At 70.5% G+C, this 16,128-nt stretch carries 17 protein-coding genes and 1 tRNA gene; 7 read left to right on the top strand and 11 right to left on the bottom strand.

The genetic code is table 11. From position 1 onward, the window contains the following. Positions 1 to 11: 11 nt before the first annotated feature. Positions 12 to 401: a hypothetical protein gene (locus ACFWZ2_RS09370; RefSeq protein ID WP_384544009.1), complete on the bottom strand. Its 390-nt coding sequence runs from the start codon at positions 399 to 401 to the stop codon at positions 12 to 14. Between the two features lie 131 nt (positions 402 to 532). Between ACFWZ2_RS09370 and ACFWZ2_RS09365 the strand changes: the two genes are divergently transcribed. After that, positions 533 to 1,024, top strand: a complete 492-nt coding sequence (locus ACFWZ2_RS09365; protein WP_384544007.1) for a hypothetical protein — start codon at positions 533 to 535, stop codon at positions 1,022 to 1,024. A gap of 7 nt (positions 1,025 to 1,031) precedes the next feature. Here ACFWZ2_RS09365 and ACFWZ2_RS09360 read toward each other — a convergent pair whose 3' ends face one another. From ACFWZ2_RS09360 to ACFWZ2_RS09340, 5 genes are all read right to left on the bottom strand, one after another. Beyond that, positions 1,032 to 2,243 (bottom strand): cation:proton antiporter, encoded by a 1,212-nt coding sequence (locus ACFWZ2_RS09360; protein ID WP_384544005.1) that lies wholly within the window; start codon positions 2,241 to 2,243, stop codon positions 1,032 to 1,034. A 197-nt stretch (positions 2,244 to 2,440) separates the two neighbouring features. Further along, complete coding sequence (locus ACFWZ2_RS09355) at positions 2,441 to 3,205, bottom strand: hypothetical protein (protein WP_384544003.1); 765 nt, start codon at positions 3,203 to 3,205, stop codon at positions 2,441 to 2,443. A 282-nt stretch (positions 3,206 to 3,487) separates the two neighbouring features. Next, positions 3,488 to 3,561: transfer RNA gene (locus ACFWZ2_RS09350), tRNA-Pro, on the bottom strand. Between the two features lie 49 nt (positions 3,562 to 3,610). Further along, the gene (locus ACFWZ2_RS09345; protein ID WP_384544001.1) at positions 3,611 to 4,345 is read right to left on the bottom strand and encodes a Pr6Pr family membrane protein; all 735 of its coding nucleotides are present in this window, start codon (positions 4,343 to 4,345) and stop codon (positions 3,611 to 3,613) included. A gap of 58 nt (positions 4,346 to 4,403) precedes the next feature. Next, positions 4,404 to 5,330 (bottom strand): metallophosphoesterase, encoded by a 927-nt coding sequence (locus tag ACFWZ2_RS09340; RefSeq protein WP_384543999.1) that lies wholly within the window; start codon positions 5,328 to 5,330, stop codon positions 4,404 to 4,406. A 117-nt stretch (positions 5,331 to 5,447) separates the two neighbouring features. On the opposite strand from ACFWZ2_RS09340, the gene ACFWZ2_RS09335 reads away from it, so the two are divergent. After that, a complete protein-coding gene (locus tag ACFWZ2_RS09335; RefSeq protein WP_384543997.1) occupies positions 5,448 to 5,912 on the top strand; it encodes a GatB/YqeY domain-containing protein in 465 nt (154 codons plus the stop codon). 111 nt (positions 5,913 to 6,023) lie between these two features. Here ACFWZ2_RS09335 and ACFWZ2_RS09330 read toward each other — a convergent pair whose 3' ends face one another. Next, positions 6,024 to 8,312, bottom strand: a complete 2,289-nt coding sequence (locus tag ACFWZ2_RS09330; protein WP_384543995.1) for a transglycosylase domain-containing protein — start codon at positions 8,310 to 8,312, stop codon at positions 6,024 to 6,026. A gap of 384 nt (positions 8,313 to 8,696) precedes the next feature. Here ACFWZ2_RS09330 and ACFWZ2_RS09325 point away from each other — a divergent pair, with 384 nt between their 5' ends. After that, positions 8,697 to 9,041 carry a WhiB family transcriptional regulator gene (locus tag ACFWZ2_RS09325; protein WP_016642765.1) on the top strand — a complete coding sequence of 115 codons (345 nt, stop codon included), beginning with the start codon at positions 8,697 to 8,699 and terminating at the stop codon, positions 9,039 to 9,041. On the opposite strand, the gene ACFWZ2_RS09320 is transcribed toward ACFWZ2_RS09325, so the two are convergent. Further along, positions 9,042 to 10,433: an ArsA family ATPase gene (locus tag ACFWZ2_RS09320; protein ID WP_384543992.1), complete on the bottom strand. Its 1,392-nt coding sequence runs from the start codon at positions 10,431 to 10,433 to the stop codon at positions 9,042 to 9,044. After that, complete coding sequence (locus tag ACFWZ2_RS09315; protein ID WP_384543990.1) at positions 10,430 to 11,410, bottom strand: ArsA-related P-loop ATPase; 981 nt, start codon at positions 11,408 to 11,410, stop codon at positions 10,430 to 10,432. The genes ACFWZ2_RS09320 and ACFWZ2_RS09315 overlap by 4 nt, the downstream gene beginning before the upstream one ends. An 82-nt stretch (positions 11,411 to 11,492) precedes the next feature. On the opposite strand from ACFWZ2_RS09315, the gene ACFWZ2_RS09310 reads away from it, so the two are divergent. From ACFWZ2_RS09310 to ACFWZ2_RS09295, 4 genes are all read left to right on the top strand, one after another. Further along, the gene (locus ACFWZ2_RS09310; RefSeq protein ID WP_003975360.1) at positions 11,493 to 11,654 is read left to right on the top strand and encodes a DUF4177 domain-containing protein; all 162 of its coding nucleotides are present in this window, start codon (positions 11,493 to 11,495) and stop codon (positions 11,652 to 11,654) included. Beyond that, positions 11,651 to 12,118: a RidA family protein gene (locus ACFWZ2_RS09305; protein WP_384543988.1), complete on the top strand. Its 468-nt coding sequence runs from the start codon at positions 11,651 to 11,653 to the stop codon at positions 12,116 to 12,118. The genes ACFWZ2_RS09310 and ACFWZ2_RS09305 overlap by 4 nt, the downstream gene beginning before the upstream one ends. Before the next feature lie 103 nt (positions 12,119 to 12,221). After that, positions 12,222 to 13,094, top strand: coding sequence for an NUDIX hydrolase (locus ACFWZ2_RS09300; RefSeq protein ID WP_384543986.1), 873 nt, complete (start codon positions 12,222 to 12,224; stop codon positions 13,092 to 13,094). A gap of 405 nt (positions 13,095 to 13,499) precedes the next feature. Further along, on the top strand, positions 13,500 to 14,330 hold the full coding sequence (locus ACFWZ2_RS09295; protein WP_384543984.1) for an MBL fold metallo-hydrolase: 831 nt from the start codon (positions 13,500 to 13,502) through the stop codon (positions 14,328 to 14,330). A gap of 14 nt (positions 14,331 to 14,344) precedes the next feature. On the opposite strand, the gene ACFWZ2_RS09290 is transcribed toward ACFWZ2_RS09295, so the two are convergent. Beyond that, positions 14,345 to 15,175, bottom strand: a complete 831-nt coding sequence (locus ACFWZ2_RS09290; RefSeq protein ID WP_384543982.1) for a nucleotidyltransferase domain-containing protein — start codon at positions 15,173 to 15,175, stop codon at positions 14,345 to 14,347. A gap of 130 nt (positions 15,176 to 15,305) precedes the next feature. Then, positions 15,306 to 15,980 (bottom strand): Crp/Fnr family transcriptional regulator, encoded by a 675-nt coding sequence (locus ACFWZ2_RS09285; RefSeq protein WP_016642758.1) that lies wholly within the window; start codon positions 15,978 to 15,980, stop codon positions 15,306 to 15,308. Positions 15,981 to 16,128 lie beyond the last annotated feature (148 nt).

Raw genomic sequence — 16,128 nt, 5'->3', positions numbered from 1 at the left:
GCCTGCGGGACCTAGAGGATCAGCCAGATGATGAGGACGGCTACGGCGATCACGGCGAGGACCAGGAGGGCCCTGACGGTGGGTGACTGGCGGGCCAGCCAGCGGCGCAGCAGTACGGTCCACCACTCCACCCGGACCACGGCGCGGCTGGCCCAGTCGAATTCCAGGGCGAGCAGACTCAGGCCGCCCAGCAGGAGCGGGATGCCCAGCTCAGGCAGCAGCACCATCAACAGCAGTCCGCCAAGGCCCATCACCGCTCCGGCGCCCGCGGCCAGGACGCGGACGGCCATCGACCGGCCGCCCAGCCGCTCTCGGCGGGCGGCGAGGCGGGCGAGGGTGGCTTGACGCGATTCTTCTTCGCTCAGGTCCAGCGGGGCGCGATGCGGGGTTCGGGCGGCCATGGAAACTGATCGTAGTGACTGTCTGTGATTTTCTCCGTGCGGAACGTGTTTGAATCTTTGCGGGCCCGGTGGCGGGGCGTACTGATGACAGGTCCACTGATGGGGCGTATCACATGAGCCGAGGAGTCGTCATGGCCGACGAGCACAATGTTCTGCTGGTCCACTTCGCCGAGCCGGATCACTGCCGTGCCGCGTTCGAGGACTTCAGGCTTCTTCCTGGGGTGTCGGCGGCCGCGGTGCTGGAGCGGTCGGCCGACGGGATCGTGGATGTGCCGGAGTCCCATGTGGAGGACACCACGGGGTACACCGTCGGCGCGGGCATCATCGGTGGCGTGCTGGGACTGCTGGCCGGACCCGCCGGATCCTTCCTGGGCCTGGCCAATGCGTCGGCGGCCGCCGAGGCGTTCGCGAACGCCCGCGAGGCGGAAGGCGGGAGTGCGCTGATCTATGTCAGCAGCCGAGTCGAGGACGGGACGGCAGCCCTCGTGGTCGACGTCCGTGAACAGTCCCCGCAGCCCGCCGACGACCTGGCCCGGCGGCATGGCGGCGCCCTTGAGCGCCTGCCGGCCAAGGAGTTCGCGGCTCAGGTGCGGGCGGCGGAGAAGGCCGCCCGCAGGGCCTGAAGACACTTCACCCCGGGGCGTCAGGTTGCGGGTGGCGCTGGAACCAGCGGGCGATCGGCTCCATGGTCACGCCGTGCAGGATGATGCTCAGCAGTACCGTCGCGCAGGTCACGTTGAAAATGAACACCGCGTCCCCGGACGGCAGTTGGGCGTAGGCGAGGAACGCGAAGACGATCGAGGTGACGCCGCGTGAGCCGAGCCAGCCGACCGCGGACCGCTCGGCCGTGCTGAAGCCGAGCCCGCTGAGCGACACGTACACCGGCAGCATACGGGCGACGGTGAGCGCGAGCAGCGCGTAGCCGATGACCTGCCAGGTGAGCCCGTCGGCCGTGAACTCGTCGGCGGTCAGCTTGCCGAAGAGGAACCACACGGCCAGGGCCATCACCTCCACGGCGTCGTGGGCGAGTTCGAGGTTGTGGTGGCCGACGGCGTGGGCGGTGGTGGCGTAGCACCAGCCGGCGACGAAGGCGGCGACGAAACCGTTGCCGCCGACCAGGAGCGACAGGGCGTACGTCATGAAGGGAACGGCCAGGGTGGCCAGGCGCAGCCCGGCGGGCCGGGCCCATCCGGCATCGAGCGCACGACGTACCAAGTAGGCGGCCCCCAGGCCGAGTCCCGCACCGACCAGCACCGCCAACGCCGCCCCCTTGAGGACGTTCAGCAGCAGGCCGGTGAACGTGTCGCCGTCGGAGGAGAGGAGATACGACACGCAGAACACGAACAGGGGTGAGGCCAGGCCGTCGTTGAAGCCGCCTTCGATGTTCAGCGCGGCCCGCACCCGTAGCGGCACCCGCGCGTCGCGCAGGAAGGTCGAGACGGGTGCGAGATCCATCGGCATCACCACCAGCGCGGCCACGCCGAGCAGCCACCAGCTCCGGCCGGGAAAGAGCGCGGCGCCGAAGAGCGTGGTGAGCGCGACCGAGGCGGGTAGCGCGAGCCCGAGCAGCCGCCCTTCCCCCACCGACTTGCCAAGCCGTTCGTAGTCCCTGGCCTCGGTGGCGTCCGTGAACAGCATGACGGCCAGGACGAGTTCGACGCTGCGCTGGAAGAGGTGCGGGTGCGCCTCCAGGTCGATCGGTACGGCCGGGCTGTCGCCGCGGGTGAGAACGATGCCGGCCAGCGCGAACGCGATCGGCGCGGTGATGCTCCACCGTACGAGGCGTTCCGACACCAGCGTCCACACGAACAGCAGCGATACGAGGACGAGCAGCGGGAACACGGCGACTCACAGGAGTGGGGAACGAGGGGGCCGGGCGTCGAAGTCAGGAACGGCGTGGTGGTCAGTCTCGACTCACGGACGGAGGAGCCGAGTCAGCCGCGCCACGGTCGTCCCCCGCATGGAATGCCGACGAGCCTGGAGGAGAAGGTGCTGCGAGGCCGAGCGCCACGCCGAACTGGTCGCTCTGCGGGCCGAGTTCACCACCACCGGGGGCGGATGGTCTCGTTGTCGTCGGCGGCGCAGTTGACGCCGTTGACGACCTCGGAGTCGGCGATGTCCCAGCCGACGACGCCGTTGCCCTGCCGCTCCAGTTCGACCAGGCGGGCGCGGTGGGCGCCCTGGCCGGTGTTCACGTCGCAGGTCTCCACGCTGGTCCAGGCGCGTCCGTCAAGGGCGGCGAGGAACGCCACGACGGGCAGGACCACGGTGCCAAGCAGGAGCCCGGCGATCCACAGGACGTCGGCGGTGTGCTGGAGAGGGGTCTCGGCCCGGCGGCCGCTGCGCCGCCCCGTCGCGTGCACACGGCGGCCGGTGGTGTAGTCGATCATCACCGCCACCCGCAGCAGGTACCCGAGCGCACCGGCGAGCAGGCCCCAGCCCCAGCCGTTGAAGGCGCCGACCACCACGCCCAGAGCGGCCGGGACGATGGCGGCCGTGGCAGCGGTCACCGGCAGGGGTGTGTCCCGGTGGCGCAGGGCGCCGCCCTTGGCCGCGAAGTAGCCGTAGGTTGCGCGGGAGACGACGACGGTAAGGACCGTGGCGAGCAGGGGCTCGTTGAGGAACATGCCGATCACGACGTCGGCCCAGTTCCCCGGTCCCATGGCGGTCAGGGCGTCCCGGGCGGCGTTCCCGCCGCCGAGCGTCCAGGCCAGCTTGAGCACCGGGACCGTCAGCACCACCGCCACCAGCACCAGGTGCCCGGAACTCTCCCGGCTGTACTCGGGTGCTTTCGCCTCACTCATGTCCCGAGTGTTGCGGCGGGCCGGTACGAGCCGGAGCCGACACACAGTCCCGCCCACCCTGATGAGCCGAAGTAAGTAACGACGATCGTTGCGTTGTAGGTGAGTTCGCGAACGCGCAGGTGTCGGCGAATGAGTGGGCTGTGTGCCTCACCTGCCCGGCAGCCGTGCGCTGGGAGAAGCCGACCAAGATCTTCTCCCAGATTTCTCCCAAACGATCACCGGAAACGCAGAAAGAGCCTGATCCGGAATCCGGATCAGGCTCTTGACCTGGTGTTTCAGTTGTCGGGGTGGCGGGATTTGAACCCACGACCTCTTCGTCCCGAACGAAGCGCGCTGCCAAGCTGCGCTACACCCCGATGTCGTTGCTCCACCGCCCCGCTGATGCGCAGGCCGTGGCGACATCGATTACTTTAGCGGACCGGAGGCCGGAGACGAAATCCGGTTTTCGCGGCCTCGCACGTCGGGGCGGATCCGGTCGAGGCCGACGAGGAGCAGGGCGAGGGCGGCGAAGGCCAGGCCGAAGACGACAGCGTTGCCGAGGACCCCGCCGTAGCCGTGTACGTCGACGTCCAGGAACGGGTACGGGTAGCGGGCCGTGGAGCCCGGCGACATGATCGCGCCGCGGGCCAGGGCGAAGCCCAGGTAGGCCAGCGGGTAGAGGAGCCAGAGCCCGGCATGGCGGGGGCGCAGGCCGCCGGGGCGTACGAGCAGCAGCCAGTCCAGGGCCACGCCGATCGGCGTCACGGTGTGCAGGAGCTGGTTGGAGACGGAGTGCCAGCCGGAGTGGGCCGCGATGTCGTCCGTCATGGCGAAGCCGCTGGAGTCGTTGGCTAGGACGAAGTGGTAGACGAGGCCCGTGATCGCGATGAAGAGGAGTGTGCCGCCGGTCGCCCAGGCGGGGAGCGGGCGGCGGCCCTGCCAGGCCCGCCACGCGGACAGGCCGAGCACCACCGCCACCACGATGTTGCTCTGGACCGTGAAGTAGCTGAGGACGCGCAGCGGGCTGCCGATGACCAGGTCGATGACGATCCCGGTCACCGCGGCGAGCGCGATCAGTGCGCGGAAGGCGGCGGCGAAGGGGCGGCGCGTCGGGGGCAGGACCGCCTCCGCGGGGACACCCGAGGGAATCGGAGCGATCATGCCCCCACGGTAGGCACGGTTCCCGGCGGCCGCCCGCCGGGAGACGTCGGCCCGGGCTTCAGACCGTCGGTGCCAGCGTGAGCAGCGTCGCCTCCGGAGGGCACGCGAACCGCATCGGCGTATAGCGGTTGGCCCCGCAGCCCGCCGACACGTGCATGAACGACGTACGCCCCTCGGCCTTGTGCAGGGAGAGGCCCTTCACCCGGTCCGTGTCCAGGTCGCAGTTGGTGACCAGGGCGCCGTAGAAGGGGATGCAGAGCTGGCCGCCGTGCGTGTGTCCCGCGAGGATCAGCGGGTAGCCGTCCGCGGTGAACGCGTCCAGCGAGCGCAGGTACGGCGCGTGGACGATGCCCATGGAGAAGTCGGCCGCGGAGTCCGGACCGCCCGCCACGCGCGCGTACCGGTCGCGTTTGATGTGCGGGTCGTCCAGGCCGGTGAGCCCGATCTCGTAGCCGTCGATCTTCAGCGAGCCGCGGGTGTTGGTGAGGTTGACCCAGCCCGCCTCGTCGAAGCCGTCGCGCAGGTCCTCCCACGGGTTGTGGATGACGCCGACGGCGGGTGCGTTGCCGTTCAGGCCGTGCTTGCCCTGGACTTTCTCGAGCAGATAGCGGGCGGGGTTGCGCAGCTTCGGGCCGTAGTAGTCGTTCGAGCCGAAGACGTACGCCCCGGGGAACCGCATCAGCGGGCCGAGCGCGTCGAGCGTCTCGGGCACGCTCTCGGGGTCGGACAGGTTGTCGCCCGTGTTGATCACGAAGTCGGGGCGCAGCCCCGCGAGCGAGCGCAGCCACCGCTGCTTCTTGCGCTGTCCGGACACCATGTGGATGTCGGAGACCTGCAGGACCCGCAACGGCCGCATCCCCGGCGGCAGTACGGGCACCGTGACCCGCCTGAGCCGGAAGGACCGGGCCTCGAAGCCGACCGAGTAGGCGAGACCGGCCGCGGCCGTCGCCGTGATGCCCAGGGGTACTGCGTATCGCGCGCGCATTCCCCCATCGTGTCAGACACCGGACGCCCGGAATCGGGAGGGCACCCGCGGTCAACCGGCGCCCGCCCCCGGGAAATCGGCGGGCAGGAATCCGCCCGCACCTGCCACAATCAACCCATGACCACGCTCAAGTCGAAGCTGCAGGAAGACCTCACCGCCGCGATCCGGGGGCGTGACGAGCTGCGCTCCTCGACGCTCCGGCTGACCCTCACCGCGATCACGAAGGAGGAGGTCGCGGGCAAGGAGGCGCGCGAGCTCTCCGACGACGAGGTGCAGAAGGTGATCGCCCGTGAGGCGAAGAAGCGCCGGGAGGCCGCGGAGGCCTTCGCCGACGGCGGCCGCGCCGAGCAGGCCGCGAAGGAGAAGGCGGAGGGCGAGATCCTCGCCGAGTACCTGCCGAAGCAGCTCTCCGACGACGAGCTGCGGGCGATCGTGGCCCAGGCCGTCGAGGAGGCCAGGGCCGCGGGCGCCGAGGGCCCGCGCGCCATGGGCCAGGTCATGAAGATCGTGAACCCGAAGGTCGCGGGCCTGGCCGAGGGCGGCCGCGTCGCCGCCACGGTCAAGAAGCTCCTCGCGGGCTGAGCCCTCTGGGCAGTACACCAGGCAGTACGACGATGAGGGCGCCCCCCGACCGGGGGGCGCCCTCATCGTCGTACGAGCACCTTCAAAGGCCCTCCTGCAGGAGGCCGGTGGCTACCGGGGCCAGCCTCCGCCGATCCCGCCGCCGTGGCCGCCTCCGTTGCCCTGGCCGCCTCCGTTGCCGAGACCGCCGATGAGGTCCGGCGGCACCGAGATGTCCGGCCAGGGTTCGCCGCCCCCGCCGTTGTCACCGCCGTTGTCGCCGCCGCCATTGCCACCGCCGACGGCGCCGCCGTCACCCGGCTTGCCGTCGTCGTGGCCCTTGTCCTTGTCCTTGCCCTTGTCGCCGCCGGGGATGTGGACGGTGTTGAAGCCCGGCGCGGGCTTGCCCGCGAGGGCGCCGCTCATCGCGTCGCGCCAGATCGGGCCCGGCACCTCGCCACCGAAGACCTTGTCGTACGGGACGCCGCCGATGGTGATGTTGAACATCCGCCGCTTGTGCTGCGGGTCGCCGACCCAGACCGCGCCCGACATGTTCGGGGTGTAGCCGGTGAACCAGGCGGCGAAGCGGAAGTCGGTCGTACCGGTCTTGCCCGCGCTGGGCCGTGAGCTGAGGCCCGCGGTCTTGCCGGTGCCGTCCTCGACGACGCCCTTCAGGAGCGTGTTGACCGTGTCGGCCGTCTTCTGCGACATCGCGCGCGAGCAGGACGACTTCGGCACCGGCAGCGACTTGCCGCCGAGCGTGCTGATCGACTCGATGGCGATCGGCGTGCAGTACGTGCCGCGCGAGGCGAACGTCGCGTACGCCGACGCCATCGTCAGCGGCGACACCTCTTCGGTGCCGAGCGCGATCGACGGGGTCTGCGACATCTTCTTGCCGTCGGCGCGCTGGACGCCCATCTTCTTGGCCATGTCGGTCACCGGGCAGATGCCGATGTCCGCGATGAGCTGCACGAAGTAGGTGTTGACCGACTTCGCGGTCGCTTCCTTCATGCCGTACGGGCCGACCTCGGTCTCGTTCTCGTTGACGAGCTTCTCGCCGCCCGCGTTCACCCAGTTCTTGCCGGTGCAGGTGGAGACGCTGTCCGGGTACGGCATTTCGTACGGCGCGGAGTACGACTGCCCCGGTGACTTGCCGCCCTCGATGGCGGCGGCCGCGACGACCGGCTTGAACGTCGAACCCGGCTGATAGCCCGCGCCACCGCCCATGGAGTCGTCCACGGAGAGGTTGATCGTGGTCTCGTCCTTCTTGAAGCCGTAGGGGCGCGACTGGCCCATGCCGAGGATCTTGCCCGTGCCCGGCTCGACGATGGTGGCGGCGGTCGCCACGTCGTCGGTCTTGTACACGTGATCCTTTATCGACGCCTGCACCGACTCCTGGGTCTGCGGGTCGAGCGTCGTGCGGACCTTCAGGCCGCCGCGGTTCCAGACCTTGGCCCGCTCTTCCTTCGTCTTGCCGAAGACGGGGTCGTTGAGGAACACCTCGCGTACGTAGTCGCAGAAGAAGCCCGCGCCGCTGACCGAGGTGATGCAGCCGTTCTTGGGCCGGCTCACCTTCAGGCCGAGGTCCGTCTTCTTGGCCCGGTCGGCGTCCGCCTGCGAGATGTCGTGCGTCTCCGCCATGCGCTGCAGCACGACGTTGCGCCGCTTGGTGGCCTCGGCCGCGTCGTTGACCGGGTCGTATCTGCTGGGGGACTGCACGATGCCGGCGAGGAGCGCGGCCTCCTGGACCTTCAGGTCCTTGGCGGGCTTGGAGAAGTAGCGCTGGGACGCCGCCTCGATGCCGTACGCCTGCTGACCGAAGTAGGTGATGTTCAGGTAGTTCTTGAGGATGCGCTTCTTGCCCAGCTTCTCCTCGACCTGAATCGCGTACTTCAGTTCGCGGATCTTGCGGCCGAGCGTCTGCTGGGTGGCCTCGGCGACCTTCGTCGGGTCGTCGCCCGCCTCCTCGACGAAGACGTTCTTCACGTACTGCTGCGTGAGTGTGGAGGCGCCCTGCGAGACGCCGCCGCTCTGCGCGTTCTGGTTGAGCGCGCGCAGGATGCCCTTGAGGTCGACCGCGCCGTGCTCGTAGAAGCGGGCGTCCTCGATCGCGACGATCGCCTTCTGCATGTACGGGGAGATGTCCTTGAGCGGCACCACCGTGCGGTCACGCGAGTAGACCGTCGCGATCGATCCGCCCTTGTTGTCCAGGATGGTGGTGCGCTGACTGAGCGGCGGCTGCTTCAAGTTGGCGGGGATCTCGTCGAATCCCTCGACCGAGCCCTTGGCCGCGAGGCCCAGCGCTCCCGCCGCGGGCAGCGCGATCCCGGCGAGCACCGCGCCCGCCAGCACACTGACTCCTAGGAACTTCGCGGCCTGCTGAGTTGGTGACAGACCACCGCCCGAGCGCTTCTTTCCCATGGGGGCAGCCTACGTTCTGATTCGCCGGACAGGCCTTAATGCCTTGGCCTAAGCTGCTCTCAACTGTCACAGCAGTGCGGTTCAGCAACAAGCCCTCTGTCGCCCCCGAATCCGACGGATCTCTGTCCGAATTCGCCTCATGTGACGCTCGGCGTCCGTTGTGACTCAACTGAACTGTCCGGATATGCCGGGTTTCTCACGCATGTCCTCGGCTCACTCCGTCGGGTGATCTGCCGCTTACGCATAGTCCGTTCGGGCCATTCAAGATTGGGCCCGAAGGGGGTGTTGCGCTGTGCCCACCTTCCGTAACGTCCTCAACTGGCGGCGGTGAATATGCCGCTGCCGCCGTGGGGGAGCCTCGATTCGGGAGAGGACGGCGCCGGTATGGGCTGGGTAACCGACTGGAGTGCGCAGGCGGCCTGCCGCACTACCGATCCGGATGAACTGTTCGTTCAAGGAGCAGCGCAGAACAGGGCCAAGGCGGTGTGCACCGGATGTCCGGTGCGGACCGAATGCCTGGCCGACGCGCTGGACAATCGCGTCGAGTTCGGCGTGTGGGGTGGCATGACTGAGCGGGAGCGCCGCGCGCTGCTGCGCAGGCGCCCCACCGTCACCTCGTGGCGCAGGCTCCTGGAGACCGCACGCTCGGAGTACGAGCGTGGCACGGGCCTGCTGCCCGTGGACTTGGAGGACGAGGAGACGTACGAGAGCTACGCGGCGGTGGGTTAGCTAGCCCGCCAGCCGTTCCCCAATGGCACGAAGACCCGCGAGGTCGTGCACATCGCCCGGCAGCGCGGCCACTTCGGCCACCGCCACCTCGGGGTGGAGCGCGGTGAAGCGATCGCGCGTGTGCTGTTCACGCGCGAGCAGCCGCATGCGTTCCGCGTGCAGCCGAAGCAGCCCCGCGGTCAACTGCTCCACTGATGGACGACCGGCCGACGGGTCGGGATCAGACGGCTCAGGGTCGGACGGACCAGGATCGTCGGGGTCGGGATTCTCGGGAGACCGGGCGGCCTCGGATGTCCGGAGTGCCTCGGAAGTCCCGGGGTTCGAGGGGGAGTTACGAACCGGGTCACCGACCGGGGCGTTACGAACTCCAACCTTCCCGTCCTCCTGATCCACAATGCGGCTCTCATCAAGATTTTCCGCGGCGGCAAGCGCCCGCTCGGCCGACAGCTGGGCGGCGCCGCTGCCGTGCACACGGTTCAGCACGAGACCGGCCAGCGGCATGTCGTCGGCGGCCAGGCGCTCCACGAAGTACGCGGCCTCCCGCAGCGCGTCCCGCTCCGGCGACGCCACCACGAGGAACGCCGTGCCGGGCGCCTGCAGCAGGCGGTACGTCGCGTCCGCGCGCGTGCGGAACCCGCCGAACATGGTGTCCATCGCGGCCACGAACGTCTGCACGTCGCGCAGCAACTGCCCGCCGAGCAGCTTGCCGAGGGCCCCCGTCATCATCGACATGCCGACGTTCAGGAACTTCATCCCGGCCCGGCCGCCCACCTTCGCGGGCGCCATCAGCAGCCGGATCAGCTTCCCGTCGAGGAAGGACCCGAGGCGCTTGGGGGCGTCGAGGAAGTCGAGGGCCGAACGCGACGGCGGCGTGTCGACGACGATCAGATCCCACTCGTCCCGGGAGCGCAGCTGCCCCAGCTTCTCCATCGCCATGTACTCCTGCGTGCCCGCGAAGCCCGCCGAGAGCGACTGGTAGAAGGGGTTGCCCAGGATCGCGGCGGCCCGCTCCTTGTCCGCGTGCGCCTCGACGATCTCGTCGAAGGTCCGCTTCATGTCGAGCATCATGGCGTGCAGTTCGCCGTCGCCCTCCACGTCCTTGACCCGCCGCGGCACATTGTCGAGCTGGTCGATGCCCATGGACTGGGCGAGCCTGCGCGCCGGGTCGATGGTCAGGACGACGACCTTGCGGCCCCGCTCGGCCGCGCGCAGCCCGAGGGCGGCCGCCGTGGTCGTCTTGCCGACACCACCCGAACCGCAGCACACCACGATGCGGGTCTTCGGGTCGTCGAGCAGCGCGTCGACGTCCAGTGCGCGCACCGGGTCCAGCGGCCGCGCGGCGTCGTCCGAGGCGCGGCCGGTGTCGGAGGTCCGTGCCGGGTCCGGGGTCATGCGATCCCTTGCTTCCGCAGTGCCGTGGCGAGCTCGTAGAGGCCCGCGAGGTCCATCCCGCCCGCGAGCAGCGGGAGTTCGTGCAGGGGCTGGCCGAACTCGGTGAGCACGGCGCGCTGGTCCCGCTCCAGGGCGTACCGCTCGGCGTACTCGGCGGCCTGTTCGAGCAGCGGGTCGACGAGCCGCTCGGCGCCGCCGCCCCGCCGGGCCCCGCCGAGCCCCACGCCGGACAGCGACTTGGCGATGGCGGCACGCGGCGGCTGCTCAAGGCCGAGTTCGAGCTCCGCCTCGTCGAGCACCTCGGGCCGCACCATGTTCACGATGACCCGCCCCACGGGCAGCTGCGCGGCCCGCAGTTCGGCGATGCCGTCCGCGGTCTCCTGGACCGGCATCTCCTCCAGCAGCGTCACCAAGTGCACAGCGGTCTCGGGCGACTTGAGCACCCGCATCACGGCCTGCGCCTGGTTGTGTATGGGCCCGATCTTGGCGAGCCCCGCGACCTCGTCGTTCACGTTGAGGAAGCGCGTGATGCGTCCCGTCGGCGGGGCGTCCATCACCACGCAGTCGTACGCGTACCGCCCCTGCTTGTCCTTGCGGCGCACGGCCTCGCACGCCTTGCCGGTGAGGAGCACGTCCCGCAGCCCCGGCGCGATGGTGGTGGCGAAGTCGATGGCGCCGAGCTTCTTGAGCGCGCGGCCCGCACCTCCCAGTTTGTAGAACATCTGGAGGTAGTCGAGCAGCGCGAGCTCGGGATCGATGGCGAGGGCGTACACCTCCCCGCCCCCGGGAGCGACGGCGATCTTCCGCTCCTCATAAGGCAGCGCCTCCGTCTCGAAGAGCTGCGCGATGCCCTGCCTGCCCTCGACCTCCACGAGGAGGGTCCGCTTGCCCTCCGTCGCGAGGGCGAGCGCGAGGGCCGCGGCCACCGTGGTCTTGCCGGTACCGCCCTTGCCACTGACGACCTGGAGCCTGCTCACGTATTCGAGCCTAACCAGTCGCCGCCCGGGTCACGCAGGAGCCCACCCTGAGCACCCCCCGACACCGACTACAGTCGGCCACATGACCAAGTGGGAATACGCAACCGTGCCGCTGCTCGTCCATGCCACGAAGCAGATTCTGGACACCTGGGGCGAGGACGGCTGGGAGCTGGTCCAGGTCGTGCCCGGGCCGAACAACCCCGAGCAGCTCGTGGCCTACCTGAAGCGCGAGAAGCAGGCATGAGCGCCGTCGAGGAGAAGCTCGCGTCGCTCGGCCTGACGCTGCCCGATGTCGTGCCGCCGCTGGCCTCGTACCAGCCGGCCGTCCAGTCGGGCGTGTACGTCTACACCGCGGGCCAGCTCCCGATGGTGGAGGGCAAGCTCGGCGTGACCGGCAAGGTCGGCGCCGAGGTCACCCCGGAGGAGGCCAAGGACCTGGCCCGCATCTGCGCGCTGAACGCGCTCGCCGCGGTCAAGTCGGTCGCCGGTGACCTGGACCGCATCGCGCGCGTCGTGAAGGTCGTCGGCTTCGTCGCGTCCGCACCGGACTTCACCGGACAGCCCGGCGTCATCAACGGCGCGAGCGAACTCCTCGGCGAGGTCCTCGGCGACAAGGGCGTCCACGCGCGCAGCGCCGTCGGCGTCGCCGTGCTTCCGCTGGACGCCCCGGTCGAGGTCGAGTTCCAGGTGGAACTGACGGAGGCATAGACGGTTTTCGGTCCTCCAGGGGTGCCGGTCCCGCCGACCGGCCCCCTGTAGGCACTGATCATTGCCTCTCGAACATCAGCCCACTAGGGGATAGCCTCCGCCCATGGCAAATGGGCAGTGGTACCCCCCGGAGTGGCCCGACCGCATCCGCGCCCTGGCGAGCGGCGAGCTGACTCCGGCGACCCCGCGCCGCGCCGCGACCGTCATGCTCCTCAAGGACGGGGCGGAACACGGCGCACCAGAAGTACACATGCTGCGCAGACGCGCCTCCATGGCCTTCGCCGGAGGCGCGTACGCGTATCCGGGCGGCGGCGTCGACCCGCGCGACGACGACCACCTGGTGCGCTGGGCGGGCCCCACGCGCGCCTCCTGGGCCGCCCGCCTCGGCGTCGACGGCGAGGCCGAGGCCCAGGCGATCGTCTGCGCCGCGGTCCGCGAGACGTACGAGGAAGCGGGCGTCCTGCTCGCCGGACCGACGGCGGACACTGTCGTCGGCGACACCACCGGCGAGGACTGGGAGACGGACCGCGAGGCGCTCGTGGCCCGGGACATCTCCTTCGCCGACTTCCTGGACCGCAGGGACCTGATCCTGCGCAGCGATCTGCTCGGCGCCTGGGCCCGCTGGATCACCCCCGAGTTCGAACCCAGGCGCTACGACACGTTCTTCTTCGTCGCCGCCCTGCCGGCCGGACAGCGCACCCGCAACGCCTCCACGGAGGCGGACCGCACCGTCTGGATCCGCCCGACAGAGGCGGCCGCCCGCTACGACAAGGGCGAGCTCCTGATGATGCCGCCCACCATCGCGACCCTGCGCACCCTGAGCCCCCACCCCAGCCCCGCCGCCGCACTCGCGGCGGCACAGGACCAGGACATGACTCCCGTCCTGGCCCGCGCCCGCGTGGAAAACGGCCAACTACTCCTCTCCTGGCCGGGCCACGACGAGTTCACCAAGCACATCGGCCCGGACCCCCGGTGAGAACCACCAGCCGACAACGCCCCCACGGCGTCCCCCGCCAAGAACCACCAGCCACCCACCGCCCCGCACCCGCGGCCGAGACGCCAGGGCCCGCGACGACCTCCCGCCAAGAACCACCAGCCGCGAACGCGACGGGAGGGAACGCGACGACCTCCCGCCAAGAACCACCAGCCGCCCACCGGCCCGCAGCCGCGACAGAGACGGGAGGGGACGCGGCGGTATGTCCGCCCGGAGCACACGAGGCCACGTGCCGAGTCACATGACGGTGGCGGCCCACCGGGATAGCGAGGACGGACATACCGCCGCGGCCCCGCCCCCAAGACGACGAAGCGCACCCCCCCGGCCCGGCCAAGCCCGGCCAAGCCCGGCCCACCCCGCCCCACCCCTGACGGGAGACACCCCCGCATGACCGAAGCCGCAGCCCTCCCCGGCCAGCCCCGTGGCGGGGTCCTCACCGGCCCCGCCACCGACCGCGCCGTGAACGTCCTCGCCCCCAACCCCTCCGCGATGACCCTGGACGGCACCAACACCTGGATCGTCGCGGAACCCGACTCCCCCCTCGCGGTCGTCATCGACCCGGGCCCGCTGGACGACGCCCACCTGAGCCGGGTCATCGAGACCGCGGAGAAGGCCGGCAAGCGCGTCGCCCTGACCCTCCTGACCCACGGCCACCCGGACCACGCGGAAGGCGCCGCCCGCTTCGCCGAACTGACCCGCACACACGTCCGCGCCCTGGATCCCGCCCTGCGCCTCGGCGACGAGGGCCTCGCCGCCGGTGACGTGATCACCACAGGCGGCCTGGAGATGCGCGTGGTCCCCACCCCGGGACACACCGCCGACTCGCTCTGCTTCCATCTCCCCGCCGACCGCGCGGTCCTGACGGGCGATACGGTCCTGGGCCGCGGCACGACGGTCGTGGCGCACCCGGACGGCCGCCTGGGCGACTATCTCGACTCGCTGCGCCGCCTGAGGTCCCTGACCGTGGACGACGGCGTCCACACGGTGCTGCCGGGTCACGGCCCCGTACTCGAAGACGCCCAGGGCGCCGTCGAGTTCTACCTCGCGCACCGGGCCCACCGCCTGGCCCAGGTCGAGACGGCCGTCGAGAACGGCCACACACAGGCATCGGACGTCGTCGCGCACGTGTACGCGGACGTGGACCGCTCCCTGTGGCCCGCGGCAGAGCTCTCCGTACGCGCACAGCTGGAGTACCTGAGGGAGCACGGCCTCATCTGAGGAGGCCCGACGGATCAGGCCCCGGGCCGAGCCGCCTTCGTGCCGTGTACGGCGGCGTACTCGGCGGCCAGCCAGGGCCCGATCTCCTCGGTGTACGAGGCGAGGACCGCCAGGTCGGCGACGGGCTCGTACGCGACGGCGACGGCGTCCCTGATCCGCCCGCCCCACTCGGGGTAGTACCGCGCGAACACCTCGGCCATCTCGCCCAGATCACTGGTCCAGCCGTTCCACCGCGGCATGACGAGCGTGAAGGCGGTACGGACGAGATGACGGGAGACGAGCCGACTGACCCGACGCAGCTCATCGTCACCCGCGGCGGCCGCGACCCGCTCCCGCCACCGGGGCAGCAGGAGCGCCAGATCGCCATTGGTCTCGCGGGCGAGCAGACTGTCGGGCCGATAGCGCGGCAGGAACTCGGCCAGGTCCTCGCCGAGCAGCGGCGTGCAGAGGCAGGCGACGAACCAGCCGAGGTCGTACGTCTCGAGGTCGCTCAGCAGCCGCCGCCTGCTCTCGAGGAGCACCCCGACCCCGTCGATCTGCCCGAACTCCTCGTCCAGGGCGGCCCCGACGGCATCGGCGTCGGCCCGGTCGGCGTCCGTCGGCTCCGCGCGCAGGGCGATCAGCAGGTCGAGGTCGGAACGCCCCGGCCGCGCGGTGCCGCGCGGAACGGAGCCGTACAGGTAGGCGCTGTCCAGGCGCGGCCCGAACACCGCGAGCACCCGGTCGCGCGCCGCGGCGACGACCGGACGGAACTCCGCTTGCACCTGCCCGAGAGAGCCCTCCCGTGCGATGTAGCCCTGCGGATCGAGCCCGGTCCCGGCCCTGGAGACGGCACTGCTGGTCATGGGGTAACTGTGCAGCGAGGAAGCGGCGAGGTCACGCTGTTTTGACGGGGCAACCGGGGGAGCCGCGGACCGACAGCAGACGGGCCCTGCCTCAGGAAGAGGCAGGGCCCGGCAACGTACGGACAGAGCGTCAGCGCGACCGCTTGGCGAGCCGCTCCACGTCCAGCAGGATCACCGCGCGGGCCTCCAGGCGCAGCCAGCCGCGCCCGGCGAAGTCCGCGAGCGCCTTGTTGACCGTCTCGCGGGAGGCGCCGACCAGCTGGGCGAGCTCTTCCTGCGTGAGGTCGTGCACGACGTGGATGCCCTCCTCGGACTGCACGCCGAAGCGGCGCGACAGGTCGAGCAGCGCGCGGGCCACACGGCCGGGCACGTCGGAGAAGACCAGGTCGGACATCTGGTCGTTGGTCTTGCGCAGGCGCCGGGCGACGGCGCGCAGCAGCGCGGCGGCCACCTCGGGCCGGGCGTTCAGCCACGGCTGGAGGTCGCCGTGGCCCAGGCCGAGGAGCTTGACCTCGGTGAGGGCGGACGCCGTGGCCGTACGCGGACCCGGGTCGAAGAGCGACAGCTCACCGATGAGCTCACCGGGGCCGAGCACCGCGAGCATGTTCTCGCGGCCGTCGGGCGACGTGCGGTGAAGCTTCACCTTGCCCTCGGTGACCACGTAAAGGCGGTCCCCGGGGTCGCCCTCATGGAAAAGCGCATCCCCGCGCGCGAGCGTCACCTCACTCATGGAGGCGCGGAGCTCCGCGGCCTGCTCGTCATCGAGCGCCGCGAAGAGCGGGGCGCGCCGCAGAACGTCGTCCACGAGTTCTCTCCTTGTCGACCTGCATCAGGGGACCGTGCTCCCCATTTTGCCGGACGGTCCAAACAGTGTGATCAGTCACAAGTCTGCCGCACCGGCGTCCGATGCTGTGCGGGAGGGGGCCAATTGGGGGCCGATCCATGGGGTCAAG

Source organism: Streptomyces sp. NPDC059002 (assembly GCF_042740435.1).
Classification (GTDB): Bacteria; Actinomycetota; Actinomycetes; order Streptomycetales; family Streptomycetaceae; genus Streptomyces.
This window is presented reverse-complemented; position numbering and strand designations above follow the sequence as displayed.

Bases quoted from the DNA above. Each gene is read 5' to 3' on its own strand.
- ACFWZ2_RS09325 (WP_016642765.1), top strand. From the start codon at position 8,697: ATGGGCTGGGTAACCGACTGGAGTGCGCAGGCGGCCTGCCGCACTACC.
- ACFWZ2_RS09370 (WP_384544009.1), bottom strand. From the start codon at position 401: ATGGCCGCCCGAACCCCGCATCGCGCCCCGCTGGACCTGAGCGAAGAA.
- ACFWZ2_RS09355 (WP_384544003.1), bottom strand. From the start codon at position 3,205: ATGAGTGAGGCGAAAGCACCCGAGTACAGCCGGGAGAGTTCCGGGCAC.
- ACFWZ2_RS09340 (WP_384543999.1), bottom strand. From the start codon at position 5,330: ATGCGCGCGCGATACGCAGTACCCCTGGGCATCACGGCGACGGCCGCG.
- ACFWZ2_RS09345 (WP_384544001.1), bottom strand. From the start codon at position 4,345: ATGATCGCTCCGATTCCCTCGGGTGTCCCCGCGGAGGCGGTCCTGCCC.
- ACFWZ2_RS09300 (WP_384543986.1), top strand. From the start codon at position 12,222: ATGGCAAATGGGCAGTGGTACCCCCCGGAGTGGCCCGACCGCATCCGC.
- ACFWZ2_RS09320 (WP_384543992.1), bottom strand. From the start codon at position 10,433: ATGACCCCGGACCCGGCACGGACCTCCGACACCGGCCGCGCCTCGGAC.
- ACFWZ2_RS09305 (WP_384543988.1), top strand. From the start codon at position 11,651: ATGAGCGCCGTCGAGGAGAAGCTCGCGTCGCTCGGCCTGACGCTGCCC.
- ACFWZ2_RS09290 (WP_384543982.1), bottom strand. From the start codon at position 15,175: ATGACCAGCAGTGCCGTCTCCAGGGCCGGGACCGGGCTCGATCCGCAG.
- ACFWZ2_RS09295 (WP_384543984.1), top strand. From the start codon at position 13,500: ATGACCGAAGCCGCAGCCCTCCCCGGCCAGCCCCGTGGCGGGGTCCTC.
- ACFWZ2_RS09310 (WP_003975360.1), top strand. From the start codon at position 11,493: ATGACCAAGTGGGAATACGCAACCGTGCCGCTGCTCGTCCATGCCACG.
- ACFWZ2_RS09365 (WP_384544007.1), top strand. From the start codon at position 533: ATGGCCGACGAGCACAATGTTCTGCTGGTCCACTTCGCCGAGCCGGAT.
- ACFWZ2_RS09330 (WP_384543995.1), bottom strand. From the start codon at position 8,312: ATGGGAAAGAAGCGCTCGGGCGGTGGTCTGTCACCAACTCAGCAGGCC.
- ACFWZ2_RS09335 (WP_384543997.1), top strand. From the start codon at position 5,448: ATGACCACGCTCAAGTCGAAGCTGCAGGAAGACCTCACCGCCGCGATC.